Consider the following 26,265-nt stretch of genomic DNA (forward strand, 5'->3'; position numbering starts at 1 on the left):
CCTGACATATGGGGACGACCAAAATCAGCGACGGGGGCGTAAGTCATCGCCGGCCGGCGGCATCGTCCAGGTCGCCGGGCGGGTCCTGGCCGGGCGAGCGACGCCGGCCTCGCCTTCGGCGGCTAGCCGGAACGATCGTCCGCGGCCAGGAAGTCGCGTACGAGCCGGTCGTAGCGGGCGCGGTCCACGTTCCACGCCTCCGTGTGCTCGCCCCGTGCGAACGACTCGAACCGGATCTTCCACCCGAGCCGGGCGCCGGCGGTGGCGAGGTCGCGTGCCTCCTGGATGTGGTGCTCGGCGTCGGGCTCGGTGTGGATCAGCAGGAGGGGCGGCCTGACCTCGGGCGGCGCCCCCTCGTCGTTGCGGTGGCTGATGTCCGGGAAGGGCAGCCCGAGCTCGTGCACGACGGGCAGGATCTTCAGCTCCGCCTTGCGCCGCCCGTTCTGCCCGTGAACGGCGACGACCCAGGTGGCGCCGTCGCCGGGCACATACCAGGCGGGGGCGGGCCCGAGCTCGGTGGGCGTCGGGGAACCGCCGGGCCTGCTCGCGCCCCTCGGTGATCGTCGTCAACCACAGCGGTCGTGACCCGAGGCGGCGGGGCGGCTCTACTCCCCGTCGGCCGGGGGGTTCTTGCACCTGACACGGGCCTGGTCGCGGCGCGGGGCCTTGGCGCCGTGCCGCGCAGGCGCCTGAGGGCGCGAGGGCGGGGCCTTCGGGGCGGCCGATCGCTGGCTCGGGCTCGGCTCCCCCTGCAGATCGTGCACGCCCGGGAGCCGGAGCACGAACCGCGCGCCGCGCGGCGAGTCCTCGATCAGCAGGGTGCCGTCGTGGGCGTGCGCGATGTCCCGGGAGATGGTCAGGCCGAGCCCGCTGCCGCCCTGCTCGCGGCGCCGGCCGGCCTCCAGGCGGACGAAGCGCTCGAAGACCCGCTCGCGGTCCGGCGGCGCGATGCCGTCACCGTCGTCGGTCACCGTGACGACGGCCAGGCCGCCGATCCGCTCGGCGGTGACCACGACCTCGTGGTCGGCATGGCGCAGGGCGTTGGCCAGCAGGTTGTCCAGCACCCGGATGAGCTGGATCCGGCTCCCCAGAACGCGCACGTCCTGGGCGGCGCGCACGCGGATCGGCACCCGGCCGGACCGGTTCGCCGCCTCCTCCCGGACGAGCGCGCCGAGGTCGATCCGCTCGCGCACCGCGTGCTCGCCGGCCCGCAGGCGGGCCAGCACCAGCAGGTCGTCGACGATCATTTCCAGGCGCTGGGTGGTGGACAGCGCCTCGCGGATGGTCTGGCGGGGATCGACGTCGTCGGGGTAGAGCACCGCCTCCTCCAGGCTCGTACGCAGTCCCGCGATCGGCGTCCTGAGCTCGTGAGAGGTGGTGGCCGCGAACCGGCGTTGCTGCCGTACGGCCTCCTCCAGCCGGGCCAGCGTCCGGTTGATGGTGCCGACGAGCAGCGCGTACTCGGTGCGCCCCGGCGGGGTGGGGACCCGCAGGCTCAGATCGCTCACGGTGATCTCCGACATCCGCTCCCTTATGGTCGCCATCGGACGCAGCGTCCGGCCCGCCACCCACCAGTTCCCCCACGCCACGAGACCGGTGATGGCCACGATTCCGGCGGCGGTGAAGAGCTCCAGGTTGTCGGTGGCCAGGACGGCCGGCTCCACCATCCCGGCATAGACGAAGTGCGGCTCGCCCTGCCAGAGCTGCGCCGTCACCAGCGACGGGACCCGGAGGGCGGTCACCATGACGCACCCGTCCCGCGCGGAGCACTCGACGCGATCTTGCTCGGGGTCGTCGGCCGGGGGCTTCATCGTGGTCAGAGCCGGCCTGCCCGCCGCCGCGGCGCTGGCCGCCACCACCCGGCCCCGGGAGTCGACGAGCTGGAGCAGGTCGATCCGCGTCGTCGGGGCCGGCGGCTGCGGGCGGCCGGGCTGGAGGGACTGCATGTAGACGGCGGCGGCTCGCAGCGACTCCTGGGAGAGGTGCTGCTGGACCCGGTCGAGGACCAGGTAGTTGACGGCGGTCCCGATCAGGGACAGGAAGATCAGAGCCAGCGCCCCGACGGCCAGCGTGGTGCGGGCGCGGAGCGACTGCGGAAGTCGTGATGCCCGTCCGCCCCCCACGGCGACTCGTCCCTCCGGTAAAAGTCCAGGTCAGCTCTCCTTCCGAAGGTAATGGCCAAATAAGGCACGGTACGCGTATGGCCCAATGCGGCACCAAGAAATGGCCGAGACCTTACCCCCGCTCGACGCACCCTTTACCCAATCCCATCATCCCCCGGAACGGTTCGTGGGCCAGGATTGATCACTCCGACAGCGCGTAGCCGCCGACCGACTCGGCCGGGTCCGTCCTGCCGTGAGGACGGCGTTCGCGGGCTCCGCGTTGACCCCTGCTTCGCCGTGGTCGGCCTCGCGCTCGGCGAGGAGCTGGCGCTGAGCCGGTGGGTGATCGACCTGTCGGTGTTCGCCCACGTCCCGCGGCTCCCCGGCGGAGAGGTGGCGGCGCCCCCTTCTACCGGCTCATCCGGCCTGCCCGCTGGGCCAGAGTCGCGCCGCGAGGTTGCGGGCGGCTATCCCGAGCCGTGTCCTGGGGACGAGCAGCGCGGTGCTCCGCCCGGCGTTGCGCTGCTTCGGGCCGGCCAGGGCGCGGTGCTCGCTCTCATAGCGGCGGAACGCCCCGGCGTGGCCGGACTCCTCGGCGAGCGCCCTGGCGAGGGTCCGGGCGCCGGCCATGGCGAGGCTGGACCCGTCGCCGAACAGGGACACGCACGACGCCGCGTCGCCGAGCAGCGCGATCCGGCCGCGCGCCCAGGCGGGCAGGCGGACCCTGCTGACCGAGTCGAAATACAGGTCCCCGGCCTCGCCCAACCGCTCCAGCAGCTCCGGCACCCGCCAGCCCGCACCCGCGTACGCCTCGGTGACGATCCGCTTGTGCTGCCCGGTGTCGCGGTGGTCGAAGCCGGCGATCGCCGGGCTGCGGAAGATGAAGGCGGCCCCCGCCTGACCCCGCGACGGGTGCAGGGCGACCAGCCTGCCGGGGGAGTTGTAGAGGACCACGTCGTGCGGGGGATCGGCCGGGCCGTCGAGCGGCAGGGTCGCGACGTAGAGGCCCATGTGCGTCACGAAGTCGCTCTCCGGGCCGAACGCCAGCCGCCGCACCGTGGAGTGCAGCCCGTCGGTGCCGATCACCAGGTCGAAGCGGCGGGCCTCGGCGCGCTCGAACGTCACGTCCACGCCGTCCGCGTCCTGCCGCAGCGTCGCGATCGTGTCGTCGAACAGGAACTCGGCGCCGTCGCGAGCGGCCTCGTGGAGGGCGATGGCCAGGTCGCCGCGCGGGAGCTCGACCTCCCGGTAGCCGGCGGTGCCGCGGGCGGCGGGCATGCTGACGCGGGCGACCTGCCGGCCGGAGGCATCGACGACGCGCAGCGCGGTCGCCTGGGTGGCGGCGTCGCGCAGCCGGGGCATGACGCCCATCTCCTCGGCCACGGGCAGCGCCGGGCCGCGTACGTCGACGGGGTTGCCACTGGAGCGCAGGTCCCGGGACCGCTCCACGACGGTGGGCTGGAACCCGTGGCGGGCCAGCCAGTAGGCGAGTGTGGGGCCGGCCACGCCGGCGCCGGAGATCAGGACGCTCCGAGAGGTCATGCCACCACCATAATCGCACCCAGTGCCATTTAGCCATAAGTGCCAATATGTTCAGGGTGCCGTATCGCCTCAACTGCTTGTTTGCGCCGACTGCCGGTATGCTGGCCGCGTGCCTTCCCTACGTGACCGCAAGCGGGCCCGCACCCGCCAGGCCCTCATCGACGCCGCCACCGAGTTGTTCGAGCGCGACGGCTACGACGAGACGACCATCGCCGACATCGCCGCCGCGGCGGAGATCGGCACGCGCACGTTCTTCGGCCATTTCGCCAGCAAGGAAGAGTTGCTGTTCCCCGAGAGCGACGCGCGCGTGCGGGCGGCGCTCGACGCCATCGCCTCCCGCGGTCCGGACGAAGGGCCGGCCGAGGTGCTCCTGCGCGCGCTGCGCAGGGTCGGTGACGACAGCGACGAGATGGCGAGCCGGCTCGCGGCGCTGCGGCTGCGTCTCATACGGACCGTGCCGGCGGTGCGCGGGCGGGCGCTGCAGATCCAGTTCGAGGCGCAGCACGAGATCGGCAGGCGGTTGGCCGCCGCGTTTCCCGAGGAGCTCGACGAGGTGAGCGCGGTCGCGCTGACCGGGGCGTTCGTCGGGGCGGTGGCGGGCGCGCTGCAGGTGCTGCTCGCCGACCCCGACCAGATCGGCGACCCCGCCGCCGTGCGGGCGGCCGTCCGCCGGGCGACCGACGTGGCGCTCAAGCCGTGGCTGCGGGCCGCTCAGCCGCCCGGGTGACGGGGTTCGGGTCTGCCGCCGGCTGGGCGACCGCGGTGATGCCCTCGGCCCCATCACCGAGGCGATGCCGCCGGCGAAGCAGACAAGCGATCAGCGAACGCGGGCGGTGGTCCGCGAGGCCGTGGGCTCATGGGACCGTGCGGTCCATTCGCACCAGGTGCTGGGTGGCGTAGGAGCGCCAGGGGCGCCAGTGGCCGGGCTGGGCGCTCAGGAGGTGGGCGGCGCGCCGTACGGACGGGTCCGGCAGGAGGACGTCGGGGTCGCCGAGGGCTCTCATCCGGATGCAGGAGACCGCCCACTGGCTCATGCCCGGCAGGTCGAGCAGTTGCTTGCGTACGTGCTGCGGGTCGCAGCCGACGTCCAGGCTGATGGATCCCTCGGCGAGGGCGCGGGCGAGTTCGAGTTGCGTACGGCAGCCCGCGGCCCCGGCGAGGGCGGCCATGTCGGGGAACAGGTGCGTGATCGGCCCGAAGGGCCTGGCGAGCGGCCTGCCGTGGGTGGCGACCAGACCGGCGAGCCGGTCGCGCACCTCCCCGGCCCGCGCACGGCGGCCGAGCACGGCCCGGATCGCCAGCTCGCCGGGATCGGCGCAACCGGGCACCCGCAGGCCGGGACGGCGCGCGACCAGAGGCCCGAGCCGCGGATCCGCGCCGAGGAAGGCGTCGATCGCCTGCTGATCGGCGTCCAGGTCGAGCAGCCGCCGGCAGCGCTGCACGGCCACCGCCAGGTCCCTGAGATCCTCCAGCCGGAGCTCGCACGAGACATGGGCGGCCCCGGGCCGCAACGTGACGACGCCGGCGCCGTGCGGCAGCGCCAGCGACCGGCTGTAGGCGCCCGCGCGATAGTCCTCGATGCCGGGCACGGCCCGGGCGCCGAGGTAGTCCAATGAGGCGGCGACGTCCATGGGCGGCCGGTAGGCGAGCCGCAAGGTGATGGCACCTGGCACGTGGGCGTCGCGTACGGCCCCGCGCAGCCGGCTCGGCGTGGTCGCGTACACCTGCCTGATGGTGTCGTTGAACTGCCTGATACTGGCGAACCCGGCGGCGAAGGCCACGTCGCTGACCGGCAGCGAGCCGGCCTCCAGCAGCATCCGGGCGGTCTGCGCCCGCTGCGTCCTGGCCAGGGCCTGCGGTCCGGCGCCGACCTCGGCGACGAGCTGGCGGTGCACCTGGCGCTGGCTGTAGCCGAGGCGCGCGGCCAGCCCGGCCACGCCCTCGCGGTCGACGATGCCCTCCGCGATCAGCCGCATCGCCCTGCCGACCAGGTCCGTGCGGGTGTTCCACTCCGGCGAGCCCGGCGCGGCGTCGGGGCGGCAGCGCTTGCACGCCCGGAATCCGTGCACCTGCGCCGCCGCCGCGCTCGGGAACAACCGGACGTTCTCCGGCTTCGGCATGACGGCAGGACAGCTCGGGCGGCAGTAGATGCCGGTCGTGGTGACGGCGACGTAGAACCACCCGTCAAAGCGCGGGTCACGGCTCTCCATGGCCGCGAACGCGACCTCGTCCTCGATCACCCTGCACATTCTGCCGCTCGGGCCCGGGCCCGGACTGGCGGGCATCGGACGCCGACCTTCCCGGCCGCCGCCTCCCGGCGCGGGTGTCTGGTGGTGACGTTGCCGACCGATGCCCGCCAGCGCCGGCCGCGGGCGGCGGCCAGGCTTGCCGCATGATGGTCAACCAACTCGCTCAAGGCCGATCGGCCACCTATCGCCGGGCGCTGTCCCGGCGGGACTTCCGCCTGCTCTGGCTCGGCTCATCCGTCTCGCTGGTGGGGGACGGGATGACGCTCGTCGCCCTGACGTGGCTGGTGCTGTCCCAGCCGGGCGGCGTCGAGCGGGTGGGGTTGCTGACCGTCTGCTACACGCTGCCGGTGTTCGTGGGCGGGCTGCTGACCGGTCCGATCCTGGACCGGTTCGACAAGCGGCACGTACTGGCCGTCGACAGCGCGGTCCGCGGGGTGGCGATGGCGGCCATCCCGATCATGTCGGCCGTGGGGGAGGTGCCCCAGGCGCTCCCGTTCGTCGTGGCCGTCGTGTACGGGCTGTTCAAGATGGTGCCGCTGGCCGGCTTCCCGGCGGCGATCCCCGATCTGGTCCCCGAGGAGGACAGGGACGCGGCCAACGCGCTGGAGAGCCTGAGCTTCAGCCTCGCCGGGATGATCGGGCCCGCGTTCGGCGGGCTCCTGATCGCGCAGTTCGGCAGCGAGGCCGTGCTCGCCTTCGACGCGCTCTCGTACGCGCTGTTCGCCCTGGCCGCTCTCGCCATCCGCCGCCCCCTCACGCCCCAGGCGCCGGCGGACGAGACCGGGCCGAGCCACGTTCCGGGCGATGGCACCAGGAGCAAGGTTCTGACACTGCTCAAGGATCGCGTGCTGGTCATGACCACGCTCTCGTTCATGGCCTTCAACATCGCCATGGGCATGCTGATCGTCGTCGCGCCCTGGCTGGCCAAGACCCAGCTCGGCGGCGGACCGCAGATTCTGGGCCTGCTGATGGCCGCCCTGTCCGCGGGCGAACTGGCCGGCGCGGCGGCGGCCGGTGCCCGGTCCCCGCAGGGCCGCCCGGTGCGGGCCATCGCCGTGGTCCAGCTCATCGCCGGCGCCGGGTTCCTGGCGCTCCTCAGCGTCCCGTACACGCTGGGGGTCGCCGCGGGCTTCTTCGTCATCGGCATGTTCAGCGCGCCGATGACCATCTGGGCGCAGTCACTGCGCATGGCGCGCATCCCGGCACCGCTGCGCGGCAGGGGCTTCGCCATCCTCAGGACGCTCATGCAGGCAACGCCTCCCATCGGCGCCGCCATTGTCACGCCCCTGCTCGCAGCGGGGATGCTCGGCCCGGCCGTGCTCGTGATGGCCATCGTGGCGGCGGCACCCGCGCTCACCCTGCTAACGATGCGGCATTGACCATCCACCATCGTGAGGAACGCCCGGGGAGCACAACGTACGTGGCCCGCATCCGCACGCCGGGAACCGTCGCCCGGATCGCCTTTGGACCGGGCGGGGATGGGCAGGAGGGTGGATGGGCCCCCACGGCGAAGGAGGAGACGGCGATGCTGGTGAGCACGCGCAACAGGATTCCGGCCAGAGTGGTGGGGATCACCAGGGGAGAGGCGACGGCGAACGTGGAACTGGATGCCGCCGGGGTGCGGCTGGTGGCGGCCATCACGGTGGAGGCCGCGGACGAGCTCGGGCTGCGGGAGGGCAGCGAGGTGGTCGCCATGGTCAAGGCGTCGGACATGATGCTGGGAGTGGAGCACTGAGCCGGAGACCGCCCCGCGCCGGAGACCGCCCCGCGCCGGAGACCGCCCCGCGCCGGAGACCGCCCCGCGCCGGAGACCGCCCCGCGCCGGAGACCGCCCCGCGCCGGAGGCCGGGCCGATGTCGACGGCGAGGCACCCGAGCCCGCCGGAAAGGTGTGTTCGGGTGCCTCGCGTACCAGCCGTAACAGCGTGTCCCAGACCGTCGGCAGGCCAGGCCGGGACGCCAGCCGGGCGCTGGCGCGAGCCGCGCGTCCGCTGGTCGCTCCGCCTGCTGCGCGTTCGCACGCGGCGGCCGCCCGCCAGGTGAGGCAGTGAAGTGCCGACCATCCCCATCACTGGTTAGACGCGGGCGATTTCACCCGGTGCCGACCGCGGTATTGGTGATGGGCGCTCTCACGGCCCCGTTTCCCAAGCTGTCATCTGGCGTGGGTGTCACTCTTCTGCGTCGTCACCAGTCGGCCACCACCACTTCTGGTGATCTTCTTCCTCCTGCTTGAAATCGCCACGCCAGAAGTCGTGGTCGTGGTGGCGTTCGAAGTGACGGCGCCGTTGGTCGTCGCGGTTGAAGTTGTGGTTGAAGTTGTGGACGTTGAGTTGGACGTCCTCGCGGTTGAAGTGGCGCGGGCGGACGCACCGGACGCAGGGGCGCTTGACGTGGTGCTTCACGACCGGCTGCGGGACGTGCACCACGCGCGGTGCCGGCTTCGGCGCCGGCGGCCCACCGGCCTGGACGGCGGGGAACCCGGCGCTCGCGCCGGCGATCCCCTGGGCGAGTGGAAGGAACATGCCACCGGCGACCACGCCGGCAAGAGCTAGTGCCGCGAACCGCCCATGGCGTGACGTTCGCCGATTCTCTGTATTCACGTGCTCTCGTTTCCGTTCATGGATAGATCGGCTCGGAATCCGGTATCCGCCATTTCTGCGGACACTCAGACAGAAGCAGACGTACCCCTACAGATAGTCTCAGCTACCTCCTTAAGCCCAAACAACCTGTCAAAACCTAAAGGTGTTATTCAGCCACGATTTTGATGTTTACGAACAACAGTCACTGAGGGCCGGTAAGGAACTTTTGCCCCGTTTGTCCAGAATGCCTCTCATTGGCAGCGGCGCCACAAACACGCCTCCCGGCACATTCCAGCCCGGCGGGCGCCGCCGGCACGACCGCCGGCGGCCGGCCCGGGCGGTCGAAATATTGACGTTTTCTTGACGGCATGATCACGTAACCGGAGCGCATGCCTAACTAGGGTTCACTCGTCTTGATGTTCTCTTTGACGGAGGTGGCCCCGGTGGCCGACGTGGACCGGCGTGCGGCGGCGCCGGGAGCCCTTCGACAGTGGCTGCTGAAGGGCCTGCAACGCCCCGAGGGCCTCATGAGCCATCCGCAGCGGGAGGAGACCCCAGGCCATCGCCACGCGTGGTGGCAGGTGATGTGCCTGACGGGCGTGGACTACTTCTCCACCCTCGGCTACCAGCCCGGCATCGCCGCCCTGGCCGCCGGCGCGCTCAGTCCCGTGGCCACGTTGCTGCTGGTCGCGCTGACACTGTTCGGCGCGTTACCCACCTACCGGGCGGTGGCCGAGCAGAGCCCGCACGGGCTGGGCTCGCTGTCGATGCTGGAGCGCCTGCTGCCCGGCTGGCGCGGCAAGCTGCTGGTGCTGTTCCTGCTCGGGTTCGTGGCGACCGCCTTCATCGTCACCATCACCCTGTCGGCGGCCGACGCCACCGCGCACATCCTGCACAACCCGTTCGTGCCGCCCGCCTGGGCGGACTGGCAGGTGCCGGTCACCCTGCTGCTGATCGCCGCGCTGGGCGGCGTGTTCCTGGCCGGTTTCAGCGAGGCCATCTCGATCGCGGTCGTCCTGGTCGCCGTCTACCTCCTGTTCAACGTGGTCGTGGTGGCCACCGCCGTACAGCGCGTGATCGCCCGCCCGGGACAGGTGGACAACTGGCAGAACATCCTGGCCGCCGACTACTCCAGCCCGGTCGCGATGGTGGCCGTCTCCCTGTACGTGATGCCGAAACTCGCCCTGGGCCTGTCCGGCTTCGAAACCGGGGTGGCGGTCATGCCGCTGATCAGGGGAGACCTGGCCCCGCGGATCAAGGGCGCGCGCAAGCTGCTGACCACCGCCGCGCTCATCATGAGCGTCTTCCTGATCACCTCCAGCTTCGCCACCACCGTGCTCATCCCGGCCGCGGAGTTCGCCGAGGGCGGCTCGGCCAACGGGCGTGCGCTGGCCTACCTGGCCCACCTGTACCTGGGTGACCGGTTCGGCACCGCGTACGACCTGTCCACCATCGCCATCCTGTGGTTCGCCGGCGCGTCCGCGCTGGCCGGGCTGCTCAACATCGTGCCGCGCTACCTGCCCCGCTACGGCATGGCCCCGGACTGGACCCGCGCCATCCGGCCCATGGTGCTGGTCTTCACCGGCATCGCCTTCCTCATCACCCTGTTCTTCGACGCCGAGGTGGACGCCCAGGGCGGCGCGTACGCCACCGGGGTCCTGGCCCTGATCCTGTCGGCCGCCGTCGCGGTCACCCTGTCGGCGTGGGTCCGGCGGCGCGCCAGGGCCGCCGTCGGTTTCGGGTTCGTCGCGCTGGTCCTCGCCTACGCCACCGTCGCCAACATCATCGAACGGCCCGACGGGCTGGTGATCGCGTCGCTGTTCGTGCTGGCCATCGTGGTCATCTCGCTGATCTCCCGGGCCACCCGCTCCACCGAGCTGCGCGTGACCCACATCCACCTGGACGACCACGCCCGCCGTTTCATCAACGAAGCCGGCGAGATCTACCTGGTCGCCAACGAACCCCATCTCCGCGATCAGAAGGAGTACATCGACAAGGCCCGCGAGGCCTGGGAGCTGCACCGCCTGCGCACCAGCGAGGGCCTGCTCTTCCTGGAGGTCACCATCCCCGACGCCTCCGAGTTCGCCGGCGAGCTCCGCGTCACCGGCGAGGAACGCCACGGCTTCCGCATCCTGCGCATGCGGAGCACCACCATCGCCAACGCCATCGCGGCCCTGCTGCTGTACCTGCGTGACCAGACCGGCAAGACTCCGCACGTCTACTTCCACTGGGCCGCCGAGGGCAACCCCATCGCCGCCCTGCTGCGCTATCTCGTCTTCGGCGGCGGCGACGTTCCGCCCCTGACCAGGGAGGTCCTCCGCCAGGCCGAGGCCGATCCCGGCCGCCGTCCCATCGTCCACGTCGGATAGCGATCTACGTTGTAAAGGGTGCGGCGCTTCACAAGAAGGTGAGAAGCGGCGAGCGGGAAGTGGTGAGTGGTGACAATCGGGCGGCCGCCTGCCTTCACCGGTGGGCGTGCCCGGCCGGCATTCGCGGTGTCGGTGCTTCGAGTCACTGGGCGGGGGGCCTTCATGATGGCGTTGCGGGGGAGTGCCGCGCGGATCGCCGCGCCGCCGGTGGCGGGGTTGGTGCCCGTCGAGCACGCCACGTAGTCGCGCGTTCGGTGGGCGAGAGCCGCTCCAGCAGGACCAGCACCGCGAGCTCCAGCGCTTCGCCGCGCTCGGCGCCGAGGTAGGGGTCGGCCGCGGTGTCGACTTTCCGCCCCCGGTCACCCGGCTGTCGCGGGGGTGGCCGATCGCGGGAGAGATCATCGCACCGAGTTTCTACACTGTCCTTCCACATCGCAATCGAAGTGTGGCAAGTTGGGAGTGTCTGCACGCCTGGCGGCGAGGACGTCGATCTTCAGGAGTAGTGATGAGCACCGATTCCCGCACCGGCGCCGCACCCGCGCCCACCGGCCCGCTCAACCGGGTGGACTACAGCCAGCGCATCCCCAACAACGTCGGCCTGGCGGGCGCCCGCCGCCTGCGGCGGGCGCTGGAGAGCTGGCAGCCGAAGTTCCTGGACTGGTGGAAGCAGCTCGGCCCGGCGCTGCCCACCAAGGACGTCTACCTGCGGACGGCGGTCGCCGTGGGCCGTGACGGCTGGGCGCACTTCGAGCACGTCCCCATGGACGAGTACCGCTGGGGGATCTTCCTGGCCGAGCGTGACCCCGGCCGCAGGGTCAACTTCGGCAAGCACAAGGGCGAGCCCGCCTGGCAGGAGGTGCCCGGCGAGCACCGGGCCGCCCTCATGCGGCTGATCGTCGTGCAGGGCGACACCGAGCCCGCCTCGGTGGAGCAGCAGCGCATCCTCGGCAACACCGCGCCGAGCATCTACGACCTGCGCAACCTCTTCCAGGTCAACGTGGAGGAGGGCCGCCACCTGTGGGCGATGGTCTATCTGCTGCACGCCTACTTCGGGCGCGAGGGGCGGGAGGAGGCCGAGCAACTGCTCAAGCGCAACTCCGGCGACCTCAACGCGCCGCGCATCCTGGGCGCCTTCAACGAGGAGACCACCGACTGGCTGCAGTTCTTCATGTTCACCTACTTCACCGACCGCGACGGTAAATACCAGCTCGGCACCCTCAAGGAGTCGGCGTTCGACCCGCTGGCGCGTACCTGCCAGTTCATGCTCAAGGAGGAGGCCCACCACATGTTCGTGGGCACCACCGGGGTGGAGCGGATCCTGGAGCGTACCGCCGGGCTCATGAGGGAGCACGGCACGGCCGACGTCTTCCCGTACGGCGGCATCTCGCTGGACGTCATCCAGAAATATCTGAACTTCCAGTACGCCGTGTCGATGGACCTGTTCGGCTCCGAGCAGTCCACCAACGCCGGCAACTACTACACCGCCGGCCTGAAGGGCCGCTGGATGGAGACCCGGCGCAAGGACGACCACGTGTTGCTGGATGCCACCCGCGAGCTGCGTCACATCGAGGACGGGCAGATCCGTACGAGGACCGTGCCGATGCTGAGCGCGCTCAACCTCGACCTGCGCGACGAATACGCGGCCGACTGCGCGGGCGGCGTGCGCCGCTGGAACCGGGTGCTGGCGGCCGCCGGCGTGGCCGAGCGGCTCTACCTGCCGCACGAGGGCTTCAACCGCAAGGTCGGCGGCTACGCCGGCCACCACGTGACCCCGCACGGCGAGGTCGTGACCGAGGCCGCCTGGCAGGACGGCGCCGACCTGTGGCTGCCCACGCCCGCGGACCGGGAGAAGGTCGCCGCCCTCATGGTCCCGGAGTACGAGTACGGCAAGTTCGCCGGCTGGATCGCCCCGCCCAAGACCGGGATCAACGACCAGCCGGTCGAGTTCGACTACGTGCACCTGGCCGACGAGGGGCTCCTCTAGTGCCGGGCGGCGGCCCCGGCGTCCATCCGGTCCCACTCGGCCTGGGCCCGCCGGTGCCAGCGGTTGCGCAGGTCGTGGAAGACGGCCGCCGCCCGCGGCCCCGGCCAGGCGTGGTCGAGCAGCTCGGCCGGCAGGTCGGGGTCGAGGAACGGGAAGCGCCGCCACTCCTGGATGAGCAGCACCTGGTTGACGAACGCCGCCCGGTCCGAGGCGACCACCCGGCCCTCGAAGTCCTCGATGAAGCCCACATAGCGCTTCTCCACGTCGTCGAGGTCCCACGCGGCGCTGATCAGCTTGGCGGTGTCGCCGATCTCCGCCGACGACCCCGTCCAGGCGTAGGCCCGGTCGGCCAGGTCCAGCTCGCGGATGACCTCGCGCACCTCGGCCTCCTTGGCCGCGTCGGGCACCACCCAGAGCGTGGGGGCGGGCGAGCCGAGCCCGAGCCAGGTGAGCTTGGTGCGCAGCCGGTGGCGGAGCCGGCGCTGGGTCTCCGGCACCCCGGCGGTCAGCACGAGCCAGCGGCCGTCCCAGGCGTGCGGGCGGCGCATGAAGCCGTAGATGCGCTCGGTGCCCGCGCGCAGCAGCCGGTCGCCGGCCTCGGTGAGGTTCCAGCGCACCCTGCGGCCGTGCCGGACCGACTCCAGCAGGCCCTCGGCGGCCGTGCGCGACAGCGCCTGCCGTGCGGACTTCTCCTCCACGCCGAGCGCGCCGAGCGCGTCGACCAGGGTGCCGGTCCACACCTCGCCGCCACGCGGGAGCACGAACTCGCCGAGCACCGTCAGCAGGAGCGAACGGGCGCCGGCCGAGCCCCTCTCCCGCCGGCGCTCCACGGTCCCGGCCGCCGGGCCGGGCTCCGGGCGCGGTTCGCGCGGGGTCACGCGGGCCTCCTGTCCTTCGACGACGACGCGCATTCTGCCAGGTCGGGCGGGGCGGCAGGGAGCGCCTGCGCTGCCCGCCCGGCCGGCGACAAATGCTACAGGGGATTGACGATGAGTATCGTATACGTCGAAAGTTGGCAGGGAACCCCCTCGTCTGACGGAGCGCGCCTTGACTGTCACCGCTGAAACCACCGACGCGGCCCGGCCGGTGGTCCGCTTCGCCGTCTCCCCGGACCGCTACCGCCACTGGCGGCTCGACGTGGACGGGGCGGTGGCCACCGTCACCCTGCGGGTGGACGAGCACGGCGGCCTGGTCCCGGGCTACGAGCTCAAGATGAACTCCTACGACCTCGGCGTGGACATCGAGCTGTACGACCTCGTTCAGCGGCTGCGCTTCGAGCACCCCGGGGTCAAGGCGGTGGTGCTGACCGGCGGCCTGGAGCGGATGTTCTGCGCCGGGGCCAACATCAGGATGCTCGCCCAGTCCACGCACGCCTGGAAGGTGAACTTCTGCAAGTTCACCAACGAGACCCGCAACGGCATCGAGGACGCCACCGAGCACTCCGGCCAGACCTGGATCGCCGCGCTCAACGGCGCCGCCGCCGGCGGCGGCTACGAGCTGGCGCTCGCCTGCGACCAGATCGTCCTGGCCGACGACGGCTCCTCGGCCGTGTCCCTGCCCGAGGTGCCCCTGCTCGGCGTGCTGCCGGGCACCGGCGGCCTGACCCGCCTGGTGGACAAGCGGCACGTGCGCAAGGACCGCGCCGACCTGTTCGCCACCAGGTCCGAGGGTTTCCGCGGCCGCACGGCGGTCGAGTGGGGCCTGGTCGACGCCGCCGTGCCGCGCGAGGCCCTGCGGGAGGAGGTGGCCGGGCGCGCTCGCGAGGCCGCGGCGGCGTCCAGCCGGCCCTCGGGCGCCACAGGGGTGCCCCTGACGCCGCTCGACCGCGAGGACGACGGCGAGGCCATCACCTATCCCCACGTGTCCGCGCGGATCGACCGGGCGAACCACCGCGTGGAGATCGCGGTGTCCGGGCCCCAGGACGCCCCGCCGGCCGAGCCGGTGGCCCAGGGCGCCGGCTACTGGCCGCTCGCCGTGACCCGCGCGCTGGACGACCTCGTCCTGCACCTGAGGACCAACGAGCCCGACCTCGGCATCTGGGTGCTGCGCGCGGTGGGGGACGCCGGGCGGGTGCTGGCCTACGACGCCCAGCTACGGGAGATGGCCGGCGACTGGTTCGTCAACGAGGTGCGCCACTACTACAAGCGCACGCTCAAACGCCTCGACGTCACCAGCCGCAGCCTCATCGCCGTGATCGACCCGGGCACGGCCTTCGCCGGTCTGCTGGCGGAGCTGGCCCTTTCCGCCGACCGGCAGTACATGCTGGAGGGCGTCTACGAGGACCGCGACCCCGGCGCCGACCCCGCCACCCTGGTCCTCACCCCCTCCAACGACGGCGACTACCCGATGGGCAACGGCCTGTCGCGCCTGCGGTCCCGGTTCTGGGGCCACGAGCAGGACCTCGACGCGGCCCGCCGCCGGTTCGGCGAGCCGCTCGACGCGGCCGCCGCGGTGGAGCTCGGCCTGGTCACCATGGCCCTCGACGACATCGACTTCGAGGAGGAGCTGCGCATCGCGCTGGAGGAACGCGCCTCGCTGTCGCCGGACGCGCTGACCGGCATGGAGGCCAACCACCGCTTCGTGGGCCCCGAGACCGTGGAGACGAAGATCTTCGGGCGGCTCACCGCCTGGCAGAACTGGATCTTCGTCCGCCCGAACGCCTCCGGCCCCGGCGGCGCGCTGCGCCGCTACGGCACCGGCCGCACGGGCGACTACGACCGCGAGCGGGTGTGACCATGATCGACGGGATGCCGCTCATCGACGCGCACGTCCACGTGCCGGTGCTCGGCACGCTCAAGCCCGCCTGGGTGCGGTGGACGCACGACTTCGGCGCGGACGGCGTGCTGGAGGACGTCTGGGACGCCGCGGGCCGGCCGCGCCCGGCCCGCCTGGACGAGCTCTTCGCCGCCCAGGGGGTGGACGTCGCGCTGCTGTTCTGCGAGTACAGTCCCAAGGCCACCGGCACGCAGCCCTTCGAGGACCTGCTGCCCATCGTGGAGCACAATCCGCGCAGGTTCCGGCCGGTCGCCAACATCAACCCGCACCTGCACTTCCCCGTCGCCGACGAGCTGCGCCGCCAGCTCGACCTGGGCGCGGCCGCGCTGAAGCTGCATCCGGTGCACGGCGGGTTCCGGTGTGACGACGCCGCGCTCTATCCGGCCTACCACGTGCTGGAGGAGCGGGGCGTGCCGCTCGTGGTGCACTGCGGCACCAGCTCCTTCCCCGGCTCCGCCAACGAGAACGCCGACCCCGCCTTCCTCATCCCGGTCGTGCGCGACTTCCCCGGCCTGAACGTGGTGCTGGCGCACGGCGGGCGCGGCTGGTGGTACGACGCGGCCGCCTTCCTGGCCCTGTCGAACGACACCGTGTGGCTGGAGCTGGCCGGCCTGCCACCCAAGCGGCTCCCCGAGTACTACGCCCGGTACGACCTCACCCGCCTGGCCCGAAAGTGGATCTTCGGCACCGACTGGCCCGGCGTCCCCGGCACCGCCGCCAACGCGCGCGCGGTGGCCGGCCTCCTGCCTGACGAGGTGGCCCGCGCCGTGCTCGCGGGGAACGCGCTGAAGGTGTACTCCGGCCTCCGTCCGTGACCGGTGCGGCCCGCCTGCTGATGTATGTCTGTTTTATGGCGGGTAGTCCAGTTTCCGGGGGGAGGCTGGACGATGAGCGGACACGAGCACAGGGAACGGCCAGGCGACGGTGAGGAGCGGCTGGGGGCCGACGGTGAGATGTCGCGGCGGCGGTTCTCGCTGCTGGGAGCGGCGGCCATAGGGGCGGCCGGGCTGTCGCGGCCGGCGCCGTCCCGTCCCCCCGGCAGGGCGGCGTCGGACCCCACGGGGTCTCCGGGACCGGCGGGGCGGCGGCCGGCGACGCCGGCCGGCTTCGTCCTCGGGCACGAGCAGTTCCGCACGCCCGAACTGGTCGCGGCCGCCGAACGCGCCGAGCGGCGGCACCGGCGAGGCGCTCAACGAGCAGGCCGGCACCGGCCGCTTCGGCCGCTACCCCGAACGCCACGACCGCCTGGTGGAGGCCATCCAGCTCATCCGCCGCCTGTGGACCGGCAAGCGCACCACCTTCAAGGGCGACTACTACCGGACCGACCAGTACAGGTTGTACGACGTGCCCGACCAGCCGGTGCCCATCTACGTGGCCGCGAGCGGGCCCAGGAGCGCCCACCTGGCCGGCCGGTACGGCGACGGCTGGATCACCCAGGTCAAGGACCTGACCAACCCGGCCCTGCACGACCAGTTCGTCAAGGGCGCCCGCGCCGCCGGCAAGGACCCCGACAGCATGCCGAAGCTGGTGGAGACCTGGGTGGTCGTCGGCGACCGGGCCCAGGCCGAGCAGGCGGCCCAGAAGTGGCGCTTCACCGTGCACGGCTTCGGCGACCTGCTCTACCAGCCCAACCCGGTCACCATCCAGCGCATCGCGGAGAGGCGCTGGACGCTGCCGGAGGTCTACCGATCGTGGCCGCGCGGCACCGATCCCGACGTACACGTCAAGGCGCTGCAGCGGATCATCGACGCCGGCGGCACGCCGTTCGTCCACTCCGGCCAGGAGGATCAGGCACGCGTGATCGACTTCTACGCCCGCGCGGTGCTGCCCCACCTGCGCCCCTGAGCCCGGCCCGCCATCGATGAGTTCCGCCGCTCCCGCCGGTCTACATTCCGACCATCGAGAAGGAGCGAGCACATGCCCGAGCCCAAGACCCACACCCTCACGGTGCCTGGCGCGGTTCTGCACTACGACGTACGGGAGGCCGAGGCGGACGGCGCCCCGGTGCTGCTGATGATCGGATCGCCGATGGACGCCACCGGCTTCGGCACCCTGGCCGGGCACTTCGCCGACCACACGGTGGTGACCTACGACCCGCGCGGGGTGGGCCGGAGCCGGCGGACCGACGGCGCCGCCGAGTCGACGCCCGACCAGCACGCCGACGACCTGCACCGGCTGATCACCGAGCTGGGCGGCGGGCCGGTGGACATCTTCGCCAGCAGTGGCGGCGCCGTCAACGCGCTGGTGCTGGTGGCCCGGCACCCGGAGCAGGTGCGCACGCTCGTGGCGCACGAGCCGCCGGCCGTCCAGGTCCTGCCGGACCGGGAGGAGGCGCTGGCCGCGACCCTGGACATCCGCCGCACGTACGAGCAGGACGGCTTCGGGCCCGCGATGGTGAAGTTCCTCGCGATCTCCAGTCTGCAGGGGGAGATCCCGGCCGACTTCGCCGGCCGGCCCATGCGGAGCCCGGCGGAACTCGGCCTGCCGGCGGAGGACGACGGCGCCCGCGACGACGCGCTGTTCGGACAGAACCTCATCACCTGCACGCACCACGAGCACGACTTCGAGGCCCTGCGCGCGGCCTCGACCCGCGTCGTCGTGGGCGTCGGGATCGAGTCGGAGGGGCAGCTCGCCTGCCGCGCGGGCCGGGCGATCGCCGACCGGCTCGGCAGCGAGCCGGTGACGTTCCCCGGCAACCACGGCGGCTTCCTCGGAGACGAGTTCGGCATGCCGGGAGACCCGGACGCGTTCGCCGTCACGCTGCGGCAGGTCCTGGCCTGCTGACGCCCCCGAACCGCCCCGCTCACACGGCGGGGCGGCCCAGGTCGCGTAGCTGGTCGGGGGTGAGGGTGCTGACGTTCTGGTCGATGGGCGACTCGGAGTACTGGTGGATGGTCCAGGACTTCCAGTCGGCGGGCGGGACGACCGTCCCCTTCTCCTTGCCGTAGTGGGCGACCCACAGCGGATACTCCGACAGGCCGTGGCCGTAGGTGTTGGCGAAGCGCCAGCCGCTGTAGAACATCGGGGTGATGCCGGTCTTGTCCTTCACGTACGACAGCCAGGTCCTGGCCCAGTCGTTGACCTCGGAGACGGTCTTGCCGTCGGTGGTCTCCAGGTCCAGGACCAGCAGGTCGCCGCGCTTGGCGGGCTGGGCGTTAACCGTGGCCAGGAAGAAGTTCGCCTCGGCGATGGGATTGTCGCGGGGATGCCCGTAGTGGTACGCCCCGCGGACGATGCCCTTCTTGCCCAGCTCCTGCCAGTGCCGGGCGAAGGAGGCGTCGCGGAAGTCGAGGCCCTCGGTGGCCTTGATGATGCCGAACTGGGCGGGACTGTCGGCCCAGTCGTACATGGGCTCGTAGTGGGAGACGTCCAGGCCGTAGGTGTACGACCCGGCCTCCGGCGCGGCTTCGACGTCGTTCGACCTGGCGAGAGCCGTGCCGGTCACGCTCGCGACGGCGAGGATTCCGGCCACGAGCGCGGCGGCGACGACGAAGCTGAGATGCTTGGTGTACGGGCGGAGACGATCTTTCAGGGTATGGGCCATTGCGGCGAGCCGGGGCTTGAGCATGGGGGCTTTGACTCCTTGCTTCCATGCCGCCTACCGGGTCGGTGATCCTGAAGACCCAGGACACCACTGCACGGTTCGGTCAAAGGGGCGGCGGCGCGGTGCCTGCGCGGACGATGGTCTGCCCGGGGTTTACCGCGATTACGCAAAAAGGTATATACCTGCACAAATCGCGGCAAGTCAGATAAATCAGATTTTGCAATGTACGTCGCTGGAAAGCGGGAGAAACCCCGTATCCACCGGCGGTTCGCGCCCCAGGTAAAACTTTCCCCCGACCCTTCCTTCCCTGGCTCCGGGAGCCGCAGGCCGCCCTTCCCCGGCTCCTGGACCCGCGGGCCGGGCCCTTATCCGGCGCCCTGCCCAAGTCCCGGCCCGGCGGTGGATCAGGTGCTGCCGGCCGTGGAGGCCAGGTAGCCGGCCAGCACGACGGCGTGATTGATCTCGGGATTCTTCGCGCCGTACAGCAGGGTCACCGACGGGTGCTCGCGACCGGCCCGCCGGAGCACGTCCACCGCCGGGTTGCCGTCGAGCTCGGCGGTGTAGCGGGCCGAGAACTCCTCGAACCGCTCGGCCCGGTGGCCGAACCAGGTCCGCAGCTCCGGACTCGGCGCGACTTCCTGCAGCCACAGATCCAGCTCGGCCTGCTCCTTGGCGACACCCCGCGGCCAGAGCCGATCGACGAGAACCCGGAACCCGTCGCCGGCGTCCGGCTCGTCGTAGATCCGCTTGATCAGGAAGGACATGCCTCACATCGTCGCACCTCGGAGCCCTCGCCCCTGATTCGCCGCCGAGCACGGCGTGTCGCCCGAAGGTGGTCAGGACTCCGGCCGGCGCAGGCGGTCGACGGCCTTAGCGAAGGCGGTCATGCGCGTATCGAGCGCGAGCCCGGTGAACCGCACCGGCACCGGCCCCGGGGTGGCGAGGACGATGACGCGTCGCCGGCGTGAGACGCGCGCCTACCGCGCGATCGTCCTGCGCCACCTGATCTCGCCGTCGTGCGATTCGCCGGTGGGAGCGAGCCCGGCGGCGGTGGCGACGGCGGCGGAGGCCCGGTGGTCGGGGTGGATGTGGGCGATCACGGTGTGTACGTACTGCTGCTCGCCGAGCCAGGCGACGAGCCCGGCGGCGGCCTCGGTGGCGATGCCCCGGCCCTGCCACGGAGTCCCGACCACCCAGGCGATCTCCGCGACGACCCCGGGCGGGGACGGGCTGAGCGTCGCCTGGACCGTGCCTGCCAGGCACGCCTGGTCGCGCAGCTCGATCACCCAGTTGAACCAGGAGACGGCCGGGTCCGGCGAGCCCGCGACCAGGCGGGTGTAGCGCGCGCGCAGACCGTCCAGGTCGGCGGGGGCGCCGCCGATGAACGTGTGCAGGGCCGGGTCGCCCAGGACGGAGACCATCTCATCGGCGTGTTCGACCTGGAGCGGCCGGAGTATCAGGCGCCTGGTGCCGATCGTCTCGGCGGCTTGCGGAGTCACGGTGCCACCGTACAAGGTTCGATCAGCGGCATGATTGCTGGGTCAAGCGTGACTTTCCGCGAAAAATCCGGGTAGGTGGGCGTCGCCATGGCGACCCGACCATCGAAGTGCAAGCGAGTTCCGTGATGACCGGCGAACGTGTAGAGCTGGCCCCGACAGACGACCTCCGTTCCATTCGGAGGTGGCCGATCGACTGGGATCTGGCCACCTTACGAGCACGGGTGCGCGGCCTGGCCCGCGCGGCGGGACTGACACCCGCGCCGAGGGTCGAGGACCTGGTGATCGCTGTCCACGAGGCGGCCGTCAACGTGCTGGAACACGGCGGCGGGCGGGGCACCGTGTGCTGCTGGCACGACCGGGACACGATCACCGTGCAGGTCACCGACACCAGCGGGCGGCTGTCCCCCGAGCAGGTGCCGCACCGGCAGCCCAGGCCGAGCGTCCGCGGCCACGGCCTGTGGCTGATCCGGCAGACGTGCGACGAGCTGAGGATCGACAGCCGGCCCGGATTCGGCCTGATACGGCTGCGCATGCGCCTGCGCCACGGACAGCGGTAGCCGCTCCCGCGCGCGGCGGACAGCCCTGCGCGCGGGGTGCCGCCGCTACGACAGGGGCGGAGGCAGGCCGGGGGCTCCGGCGAAGGCGGCGCGGTCGAGGTCGGGCAGCCACTGGCGGCGCGGATCGTAGGGCCGGAAGTTGTCCTCGACGAAGCGGATGAGCTTGGCCAGCAGCGGATGGTGGTTCTGCCGGTGGCACAACAAGGAGCACGGGTAGACCGGGACGGGGTCCACGACCGGGATCCGGACCGTGCCCGGATGCCAGGGGAGCTGGCTCCGCTCGCCCACGAACCCCAGGCGGTCACCGGCGCCGACCCCCTCCACGAAGTAGTCCCAGCCGAAGTCCGGCCCCGAGTCGTCGATCCGGAAGCCGAACGCGGCCCCGAGCAGGCGGTAGTACTCGGCCCACTCGCTGCCCGCGGCGTTGCCGGGCATCCACACGGTCGCCCCGGCCAGCAGCCCGATCGCCACCTCCGGCCGGTGGGCGAGGGGGTGGTCGCGGCCGACCAGCAGGTGCACCGGCTCCAGGTAGGCCGGTACGGGCCGGAGCTCCTCCTCCAGCGTCCCGCTGACGCGGACGAAGGCGGCGTCGACGGACCCGCGGACGAGCGTGTCGCGGGCGGATCTGAGCCCGTTCGAGGTGGTGACGACCACGTCCACGTCCGCAGTGTCCCGGTGGAAGGCCCGGATCAGATCGACGGATCCGGCCAGCCTGGTGTCCAGCACGTCCACCCGGAGCGAGCGGCGCCGGCCGCGCAGCACCCCGATCGCCTGGTCGGCGATGCCGACGAGGGTGCGCGCGTGGTGCAGGAACGCGCTGCCGTCGGCGGTCAGGTCGGCCCCGTTGCGGGTGCGGTAGAACAGCCGCACGCCGAGGTCGGACTCCAGCTTCGCGATCCGCTTGGAGACGGCCTGCTGGCTCACCCCCAGCCGCGCCGCGGCCTCGCTGAAGTAGCGGTCCTCGGTGACGGCGACGAAGGCGCGCACGGTGCCGAGATCGAGATCCGGCATCACCTCCTCCACAACTGATGGTTGTTGCAAATCGGCGTGTCGATTGTTGGACAACCGGTCCTGCCCTCGGGTCGAATACTCGCTCGCTGGGGTGAGCCTACAACCAGGAGGCGTGGTTTCTGTGGAGTCTTTTGCGCACCTGCACGTGCATACCGAGTACAGCATGCTTGACGGCGCCGCCAAGGTGGGGCGGCTGGTGGACGAGGTGTCCCGGCAGGGCATGCCGGCCGTGGCGATGAGCGATCACGGCAACGTGCACGGCGCGTACGAGTTCTTCCACACGGCCCGCAGGGCGGGCATCAAGCCGATCATCGGCATGGAGAGCTATGTCGCGCCTGCCTCCCGCCATCACCGGCAGCCGGTGTACTACAGCGACAACCTCGCGCTGCGCAGGTCGAACGACGACACCGGCGAGGGCGGCGACGTCTCCGGGCGCGGCCTGTACACGCACATGACGATGTGGGCGGCCGACGCCCAGGGGCTGCGGAACCTGTTCCGGCTGCAGTCCCGGGCATGGCTGGAGGGACACGTCCAGAAATATCCCCGCATGGATGATGAGCTGCTCGCCGAGCACGGCCAGGGCGTCATCGCCACCACCGGCTGCCCGTCCGGCGAGGTGCAGACCCGGCTGCGGCTCGGCCAGTACGACCGGGCCGTCGAGGCCGCCGCCCGGTATCGTGACCTCTTCGGCGCCGGCAACTATTTCCTGGAGCTGATGGACCACGGCCTCGCCATCGAGCGCCGGGTCCGCGACGACCTGCTCAGGCTGGGCCGCGAGCTCGGGCTGCCGCCGCTGGCCACCAACGACTCCCACTACGTCACCGAGGACCAGTCCCGGGCGCACGACGTGCTGCTGTGCGTGGGCACCGGCAAGCGGCTCGCCGACACCGACCGGTTCCGGTTCAGCGGCAGCGGCTACTACATCAAGTCCGCGGCGGAGATGCGCGCGCTGTGGGACGGCGAGGTGCCGGGCGCCTGCGACAACACGCTGCTGATCGCCGAGCGGGTCGGCGACTACGGCGAGGTGTTCGCCCACCGGGACCTGACGCCGCGCTACCCCGTCCCCGAGGGCGAGAGCGAGTCGAGCTGGCTGCGCAAGGAGAGCCTGGCGGGGGCGCGGCACCGCTACGGCGACCACCCGCCGCAGGCGGTGCTGGACCGCATCGACTACGAGCTGTCGGTCATCGACGCGATGGGCTTCCCCGGCTACTTCCTGGTGGTCGCCGACATCTGCCGGTACGCCCGGGAGCACGGCATCGGCCTCGGCCCCGGCCGCGGCTCGGCCACCGGTTCGATCGTCGCCTACTGCACCGGAATCACCCAGCTCGACCCGATCGAGCACAAACTCATCTTCGAACGCTTCCTCAACCCCGAGCGCATCACCATGCCGGATGTCGACCTCGACTTCGACGACCGGCGGCGGGACGAGATGATCGACTACGTCACCCGCAAGTACGGCGACGACCGCGTCTGCCAGATCGTCACGTTCGGCACCATCAAGGCCAAGGCCGCCATCAAGGACTCCTGCCGCGTGCTCGGCCTGCCGTACGCGCTGGGCGACCGCATCACCAAGGCCTTCCCCGCGGCGGCCGGCGGCAAGGAGATCCCGCTGGCCGCCATCCACGACACCGGGCACCCGCGCCACGGCGAGGCGGCCGAGCTGCGCCAGATGTACGAGCAGGACCCCGACGTCAAAAGGGTGATCGACACCGCCGCCGGCATCGAGAACCTGACCCGGGGCACCGGCATCCACGCCGCCGGGGTGATCCTCTCCAGCGAGCCGCTGGTCGACGTGATCCCGCTGGTCAAGCCGAAGGCCGGCGGCCCGGTCATCACCGGGTTCCCCTTCACCCAGGCCGAGGACATGGGCCTGCTGAAGATGGACTTCCTCGGCCTGCGCAACCTCACCGTCATCGGCGACGCGATCGCGGGCGTGCGCGCCAACAAGGGCATCGACCTCGACATCCGGCAGGTCCCGCTCGACGACCCCGCGACGTACGAGCTGCTGGCGCGCGGTGACACGCTCGGGGTGTTCCAGCTCGACAGCGGCGGCATGCGGGTGCTGCTGAAGCTGATGCAGCCCACCACGTTCACCGACATCGCGGCGGTCAACGCGCTCTACCGGCCCGGCCCGATGGAGATGAACGCCCACACCAACTACGCCCTGCGCAAGACCGGCAGGCAGCCGGTCGAGCCGATCCACCCCGAACTGGCCGACGCGCTCGAACCCATCCTCGGCGACACCTACCACCTGGTCGTCTTCCAGGAGCAGGTCATGGCCATCGCCCAGCAACTGGCCGGCTACTCCCTCGGCGCCGCCGACATGCTGCGCAGGGCCATGGGCAAGAAGAAGAAGGAGGTCCTGGACGCCGAATGGGACCGGTTCTCGGCGGGCATGCGCGAGCGCGGCTTCTCCGCCGAGGCGATCAGGGCGGTCTGGGACGTGCTGGTCCCGTTCAGCGGCTACGGCTTCAACAAGTCGCATACCGCCGGCTACGGCCTGGTCTCCTACTGGACCGCCTACCTCAAGGCCAACCACCCCAGCGAATACCTCGCCGCGCTGCTCACCTCCGTCGGCGACGACAAGGACAAGATGGCCGTCTACCTGGCCGACTGCCGGCGGCTGGGCCTCAAGGTGCTGCCGCCCGACGTCAACGCCAGTCAGCTCGACTTCGCCGCCGTCGGCTCCGACATCCGCTTCGGCCTGGGAGCCGTACGCAATGTCGGCGCCAACGTCGTGGACGCCATCGTCGCCACCCGCGAGGCCGCCGGCCCCTACGAGGGCTTCAACGACTTCCTGGCCAAGGTCCCGTCCGTCGTCTGCAACAAGCGCGTGGTCGAGTCGCTGGCCAAGGCCGGCGCCTTCGACGGCCTGGGACATCACCGGCAGGCCCTGGTCGCGGTGCACGAGCCGGCCATCGACGGGGTCATCGACCTCAAGCGCAACGCCGCCCACGGCCAGGACTCGCTGTTCGGGGAGCCGGGCGAGACCGGCGCCTTCGCGGTCGCCATCCCCGAGGGCGAATGGGACAAGGCCACCCTGCTCGCCTTCGAACGCGAGATGCTCGGCCTGTACGTCTCCAGCCACCCCCTCGACGGTGCCGAGCACGTACTGAACGCCCACCGCGACACCGCCATCGCCGACCTGCTGGCCTCCGGGCGGCAGGACGGCGTGACCCGGATCAGCGGCATCATCTCCGGCCTGCAACGCAAGGTCACCAAGCAGGGCAGCCCGTGGGCGATCCTCACCCTGGAGGACCACGACGCCGCCGTGGAGTGCCTCGTCTTCCCCAAGACCTACCTCCTGTACGGCGAGGAGCTGGCCCAGGACCGCGTGGTCTCCGTACGGGGGCGGATCAACGTACGCGACGAGACGGTGAGCGTCTACGGCGAGGAGCTGACCTTCCTCAACGTCGCCCAGGGGGACGCCGAGCCGCCCGTGGTGATCTCGATCCAGGAGACCCAGCTCAGCCCGCGACTCGTCCGGGAGTTCCGGCACATCCTGACCACCCATCCCGGCCGGGCACCCGTCCACGTGCGCCTGCACCGCCGCGGCGCCGCCGGCGTGCTGCTGCTCCTGCAGCCGTTCCAGGTCACGCCGGAGCCGGCGTTCTACGGCGACGTCAAGGCGCTGCTCGGCGCCGGCGCGATCGGCGTGGCATGACCGGCGACTGGCCGTGCCCCCGCTGCCGCACCGACAACGTCCTGGCCGCCCTGCGCGTGCCGCACACCTGGACGGACGGATCAGGGAACGAGGTATGCGGCGTCAGCGAGGTCCTCCTGTGCGCCCGCTGCGACGCGGACGACCCCGTCGCCGGCCCGATCGTCGCGTACTTCGACGCCCACGGATCCGTGCAGCCGGAGCACGTGGCCCAGCTCGCCGACGACCTGCTCCGCTGGATCGAGCGGGCCCGGCCGGCCCGCTCTGACGGCCGGGGGCCTGGTTCCGCGGCGAGCTGTGACCTGTCCGGCGCCTCGCCGGCGGGCGGTGCGGGCGAGCCGTGACGTGTCCGGGCACCTCGCTCGGCGGGCGAGCCGCGCTGGACCTGGTGATC

General features: G+C 71.6%; 21 protein-coding genes and 1 pseudogene. 13 read left to right on the forward strand and 9 right to left on the reverse strand.

The window, feature by feature from the left end; genetic code table 11:
- Positions 1-122: 122 nt before the first annotated feature.
- The 3 genes from ABGB18_RS14165 to ABGB18_RS14175 form a co-directional block, all read right to left on the reverse strand.
- Positions 123-488, reverse strand: coding sequence for a hypothetical protein (locus ABGB18_RS14165; RefSeq protein ID WP_347695931.1), 366 nt, complete (start codon positions 486-488; stop codon positions 123-125).
- A gap of 117 nt (positions 489-605) precedes the next feature.
- Positions 606-2,123, reverse strand: a complete 1,518-nt coding sequence (locus tag ABGB18_RS14170; RefSeq protein ID WP_347695932.1) for an ATP-binding protein — start codon at positions 2,121-2,123, stop codon at positions 606-608.
- A 396-nt stretch (positions 2,124-2,519) separates the two neighbouring features.
- Positions 2,520-3,644: an FAD-dependent monooxygenase gene (locus ABGB18_RS14175; RefSeq protein ID WP_347695933.1), complete on the reverse strand. Its 1,125-nt coding sequence runs from the start codon at positions 3,642-3,644 to the stop codon at positions 2,520-2,522.
- A 109-nt stretch (positions 3,645-3,753) separates the two neighbouring features.
- Here ABGB18_RS14175 and ABGB18_RS14180 point away from each other — a divergent pair, with 109 nt between their 5' ends.
- On the forward strand, positions 3,754-4,371 hold the full coding sequence (locus ABGB18_RS14180) for a helix-turn-helix domain-containing protein (RefSeq protein ID WP_347695934.1): 618 nt from the start codon (positions 3,754-3,756) through the stop codon (positions 4,369-4,371).
- A 127-nt stretch (positions 4,372-4,498) separates the two neighbouring features.
- Here ABGB18_RS14180 and ABGB18_RS14185 read toward each other — a convergent pair whose 3' ends face one another.
- Positions 4,499-5,893 carry an AlkA N-terminal domain-containing protein gene (locus tag ABGB18_RS14185; RefSeq protein WP_347695935.1) on the reverse strand — a complete coding sequence of 465 codons (1,395 nt, stop codon included), beginning with the start codon at positions 5,891-5,893 and terminating at the stop codon, positions 4,499-4,501.
- A gap of 143 nt (positions 5,894-6,036) precedes the next feature.
- Between ABGB18_RS14185 and ABGB18_RS14190 the strand changes: the two genes are divergently transcribed.
- The 5 genes from ABGB18_RS14190 (at position 6,037) to boxB (ending at position 12,824) form a co-directional block, all read left to right on the forward strand.
- The gene (locus ABGB18_RS14190) at positions 6,037-7,272 is read left to right on the forward strand and encodes an MFS transporter (RefSeq protein WP_347695936.1); all 1,236 of its coding nucleotides are present in this window, start codon (positions 6,037-6,039) and stop codon (positions 7,270-7,272) included.
- Positions 7,273-7,418: 146 nt separating this feature from the next.
- Complete coding sequence (locus ABGB18_RS14195; protein WP_347695937.1) at positions 7,419-7,628, forward strand: TOBE domain-containing protein; 210 nt, start codon at positions 7,419-7,421, stop codon at positions 7,626-7,628.
- Positions 7,629-8,102: 474 nt separating this feature from the next.
- Positions 8,103-8,444, forward strand: a complete 342-nt coding sequence (locus tag ABGB18_RS14200; protein ID WP_347695938.1) for a hypothetical protein — start codon at positions 8,103-8,105, stop codon at positions 8,442-8,444.
- A 443-nt stretch (positions 8,445-8,887) separates the two neighbouring features.
- On the forward strand, positions 8,888-10,840 hold the full coding sequence (locus tag ABGB18_RS14205; protein WP_347695939.1) for an amino acid transporter: 1,953 nt from the start codon (positions 8,888-8,890) through the stop codon (positions 10,838-10,840).
- Between the two features lie 505 nt (positions 10,841-11,345).
- Positions 11,346-12,824 (forward strand): benzoyl-CoA 2,3-epoxidase subunit BoxB, encoded by a 1,479-nt coding sequence (boxB, locus tag ABGB18_RS14210; protein WP_347695940.1) that lies wholly within the window; start codon positions 11,346-11,348, stop codon positions 12,822-12,824.
- On the opposite strand, the gene ABGB18_RS14215 is transcribed toward boxB, so the two are convergent.
- The gene (locus tag ABGB18_RS14215) at positions 12,821-13,702 is read right to left on the reverse strand and encodes a PaaX family transcriptional regulator C-terminal domain-containing protein (RefSeq protein WP_347695941.1); all 882 of its coding nucleotides are present in this window, start codon (positions 13,700-13,702) and stop codon (positions 12,821-12,823) included. The two genes, boxB and ABGB18_RS14215, sit on opposite strands and share 4 nt — an antisense overlap.
- A gap of 169 nt (positions 13,703-13,871) precedes the next feature.
- On the opposite strand from ABGB18_RS14215, the gene boxC reads away from it, so the two are divergent.
- The 4 genes and pseudogenes from boxC (at position 13,872) to ABGB18_RS14235 (ending at position 18,383) form a co-directional block, all read left to right on the forward strand.
- Entirely contained in the window at positions 13,872-15,557 is a 1,686-nt protein-coding gene (boxC, locus tag ABGB18_RS14220; protein WP_347695942.1) for a 2,3-epoxybenzoyl-CoA dihydrolase, read from the forward strand.
- 2 nt (positions 15,558-15,559) lie between these two features.
- On the forward strand, positions 15,560-16,414 hold the full coding sequence (locus ABGB18_RS14225; protein ID WP_347695943.1) for an amidohydrolase family protein: 855 nt from the start codon (positions 15,560-15,562) through the stop codon (positions 16,412-16,414).
- A gap of 370 nt (positions 16,415-16,784) precedes the next feature.
- A pseudogene (locus ABGB18_RS14230) lies at positions 16,785-17,444 on the forward strand (LLM class flavin-dependent oxidoreductase); the annotation flags it as partial.
- A gap of 72 nt (positions 17,445-17,516) precedes the next feature.
- On the forward strand, positions 17,517-18,383 hold the full coding sequence (locus tag ABGB18_RS14235; RefSeq protein WP_347695944.1) for an alpha/beta hydrolase: 867 nt from the start codon (positions 17,517-17,519) through the stop codon (positions 18,381-18,383).
- Between the two features lie 19 nt (positions 18,384-18,402).
- Here ABGB18_RS14235 and ABGB18_RS14240 read toward each other — a convergent pair whose 3' ends face one another.
- The 3 genes from ABGB18_RS14240 to ABGB18_RS14250 form a co-directional block, all read right to left on the reverse strand.
- Positions 18,403-19,167 carry a GH25 family lysozyme gene (locus ABGB18_RS14240; protein WP_347695945.1) on the reverse strand — a complete coding sequence of 255 codons (765 nt, stop codon included), beginning with the start codon at positions 19,165-19,167 and terminating at the stop codon, positions 18,403-18,405.
- Between the two features lie 380 nt (positions 19,168-19,547).
- Entirely contained in the window at positions 19,548-19,907 is a 360-nt protein-coding gene (locus ABGB18_RS14245) for a DUF488 family protein (protein WP_347695946.1), read from the reverse strand.
- Between the two features lie 213 nt (positions 19,908-20,120).
- Complete coding sequence (locus tag ABGB18_RS14250; RefSeq protein ID WP_347695947.1) at positions 20,121-20,642, reverse strand: GNAT family N-acetyltransferase; 522 nt, start codon at positions 20,640-20,642, stop codon at positions 20,121-20,123.
- 125 nt (positions 20,643-20,767) lie between these two features.
- Between ABGB18_RS14250 and ABGB18_RS14255 the strand changes: the two genes are divergently transcribed.
- Entirely contained in the window at positions 20,768-21,199 is a 432-nt protein-coding gene (locus tag ABGB18_RS14255; RefSeq protein WP_347695948.1) for an ATP-binding protein, read from the forward strand.
- A gap of 45 nt (positions 21,200-21,244) precedes the next feature.
- On the opposite strand, the gene ABGB18_RS14260 is transcribed toward ABGB18_RS14255, so the two are convergent.
- Positions 21,245-22,210: a LysR family transcriptional regulator gene (locus ABGB18_RS14260; protein WP_347695949.1), complete on the reverse strand. Its 966-nt coding sequence runs from the start codon at positions 22,208-22,210 to the stop codon at positions 21,245-21,247.
- A 121-nt stretch (positions 22,211-22,331) separates the two neighbouring features.
- Between ABGB18_RS14260 and dnaE the strand changes: the two genes are divergently transcribed.
- Complete coding sequence (gene dnaE / locus ABGB18_RS14265; RefSeq protein WP_347695950.1) at positions 22,332-25,874, forward strand: DNA polymerase III subunit alpha; 3,543 nt, start codon at positions 22,332-22,334, stop codon at positions 25,872-25,874.
- Entirely contained in the window at positions 25,871-26,215 is a 345-nt protein-coding gene (locus ABGB18_RS14270) for a DUF6300 family protein (RefSeq protein ID WP_347695951.1), read from the forward strand. Before dnaE ends, ABGB18_RS14270 begins: the two co-directional genes overlap by 4 nt.
- Positions 26,216-26,265 lie beyond the last annotated feature (50 nt).

Origin of the sequence: Nonomuraea sp. B12E4, from assembly GCF_039871825.1 — a bacterium.
Taxonomy (GTDB): Bacteria; Actinomycetota; Actinomycetes; order Streptosporangiales; family Streptosporangiaceae; genus Nonomuraea.

What these genes read in the sequence shown, in the direction of transcription:
- ABGB18_RS14175 (WP_347695933.1), bottom strand. Translation starts at nt 3,644, where the DNA reads ATGACCTCTCGGAGCGTCCTGATCTCCGGCGCCGGCGTGGCCGGCCCC.
- ABGB18_RS14185 (WP_347695935.1), bottom strand. Translation starts at nt 5,893, where the DNA reads ATGTGCAGGGTGATCGAGGACGAGGTCGCGTTCGCGGCCATGGAGAGC.
- ABGB18_RS14190 (WP_347695936.1), top strand. Translation starts at nt 6,037, where the DNA reads ATGATGGTCAACCAACTCGCTCAAGGCCGATCGGCCACCTATCGCCGG.
- ABGB18_RS14195 (WP_347695937.1), top strand. Translation starts at nt 7,419, where the DNA reads ATGCTGGTGAGCACGCGCAACAGGATTCCGGCCAGAGTGGTGGGGATC.
- ABGB18_RS14205 (WP_347695939.1), top strand. Translation starts at nt 8,888, where the DNA reads ATGTTCTCTTTGACGGAGGTGGCCCCGGTGGCCGACGTGGACCGGCGT.
- boxB (WP_347695940.1), top strand. Translation starts at nt 11,346, where the DNA reads ATGAGCACCGATTCCCGCACCGGCGCCGCACCCGCGCCCACCGGCCCG.
- ABGB18_RS14225 (WP_347695943.1), top strand. Translation starts at nt 15,560, where the DNA reads ATGATCGACGGGATGCCGCTCATCGACGCGCACGTCCACGTGCCGGTG.
- ABGB18_RS14235 (WP_347695944.1), top strand. Translation starts at nt 17,517, where the DNA reads ATGCCCGAGCCCAAGACCCACACCCTCACGGTGCCTGGCGCGGTTCTG.
- ABGB18_RS14240 (WP_347695945.1), bottom strand. Translation starts at nt 19,167, where the DNA reads ATGCTCAAGCCCCGGCTCGCCGCAATGGCCCATACCCTGAAAGATCGT.
- ABGB18_RS14245 (WP_347695946.1), bottom strand. Translation starts at nt 19,907, where the DNA reads ATGTCCTTCCTGATCAAGCGGATCTACGACGAGCCGGACGCCGGCGAC.
- ABGB18_RS14255 (WP_347695948.1), top strand. Translation starts at nt 20,768, where the DNA reads ATGACCGGCGAACGTGTAGAGCTGGCCCCGACAGACGACCTCCGTTCC.
- ABGB18_RS14260 (WP_347695949.1), bottom strand. Translation starts at nt 22,210, where the DNA reads ATGCCGGATCTCGATCTCGGCACCGTGCGCGCCTTCGTCGCCGTCACC.
- ABGB18_RS14270 (WP_347695951.1), top strand. Translation starts at nt 25,871, where the DNA reads ATGACCGGCGACTGGCCGTGCCCCCGCTGCCGCACCGACAACGTCCTG.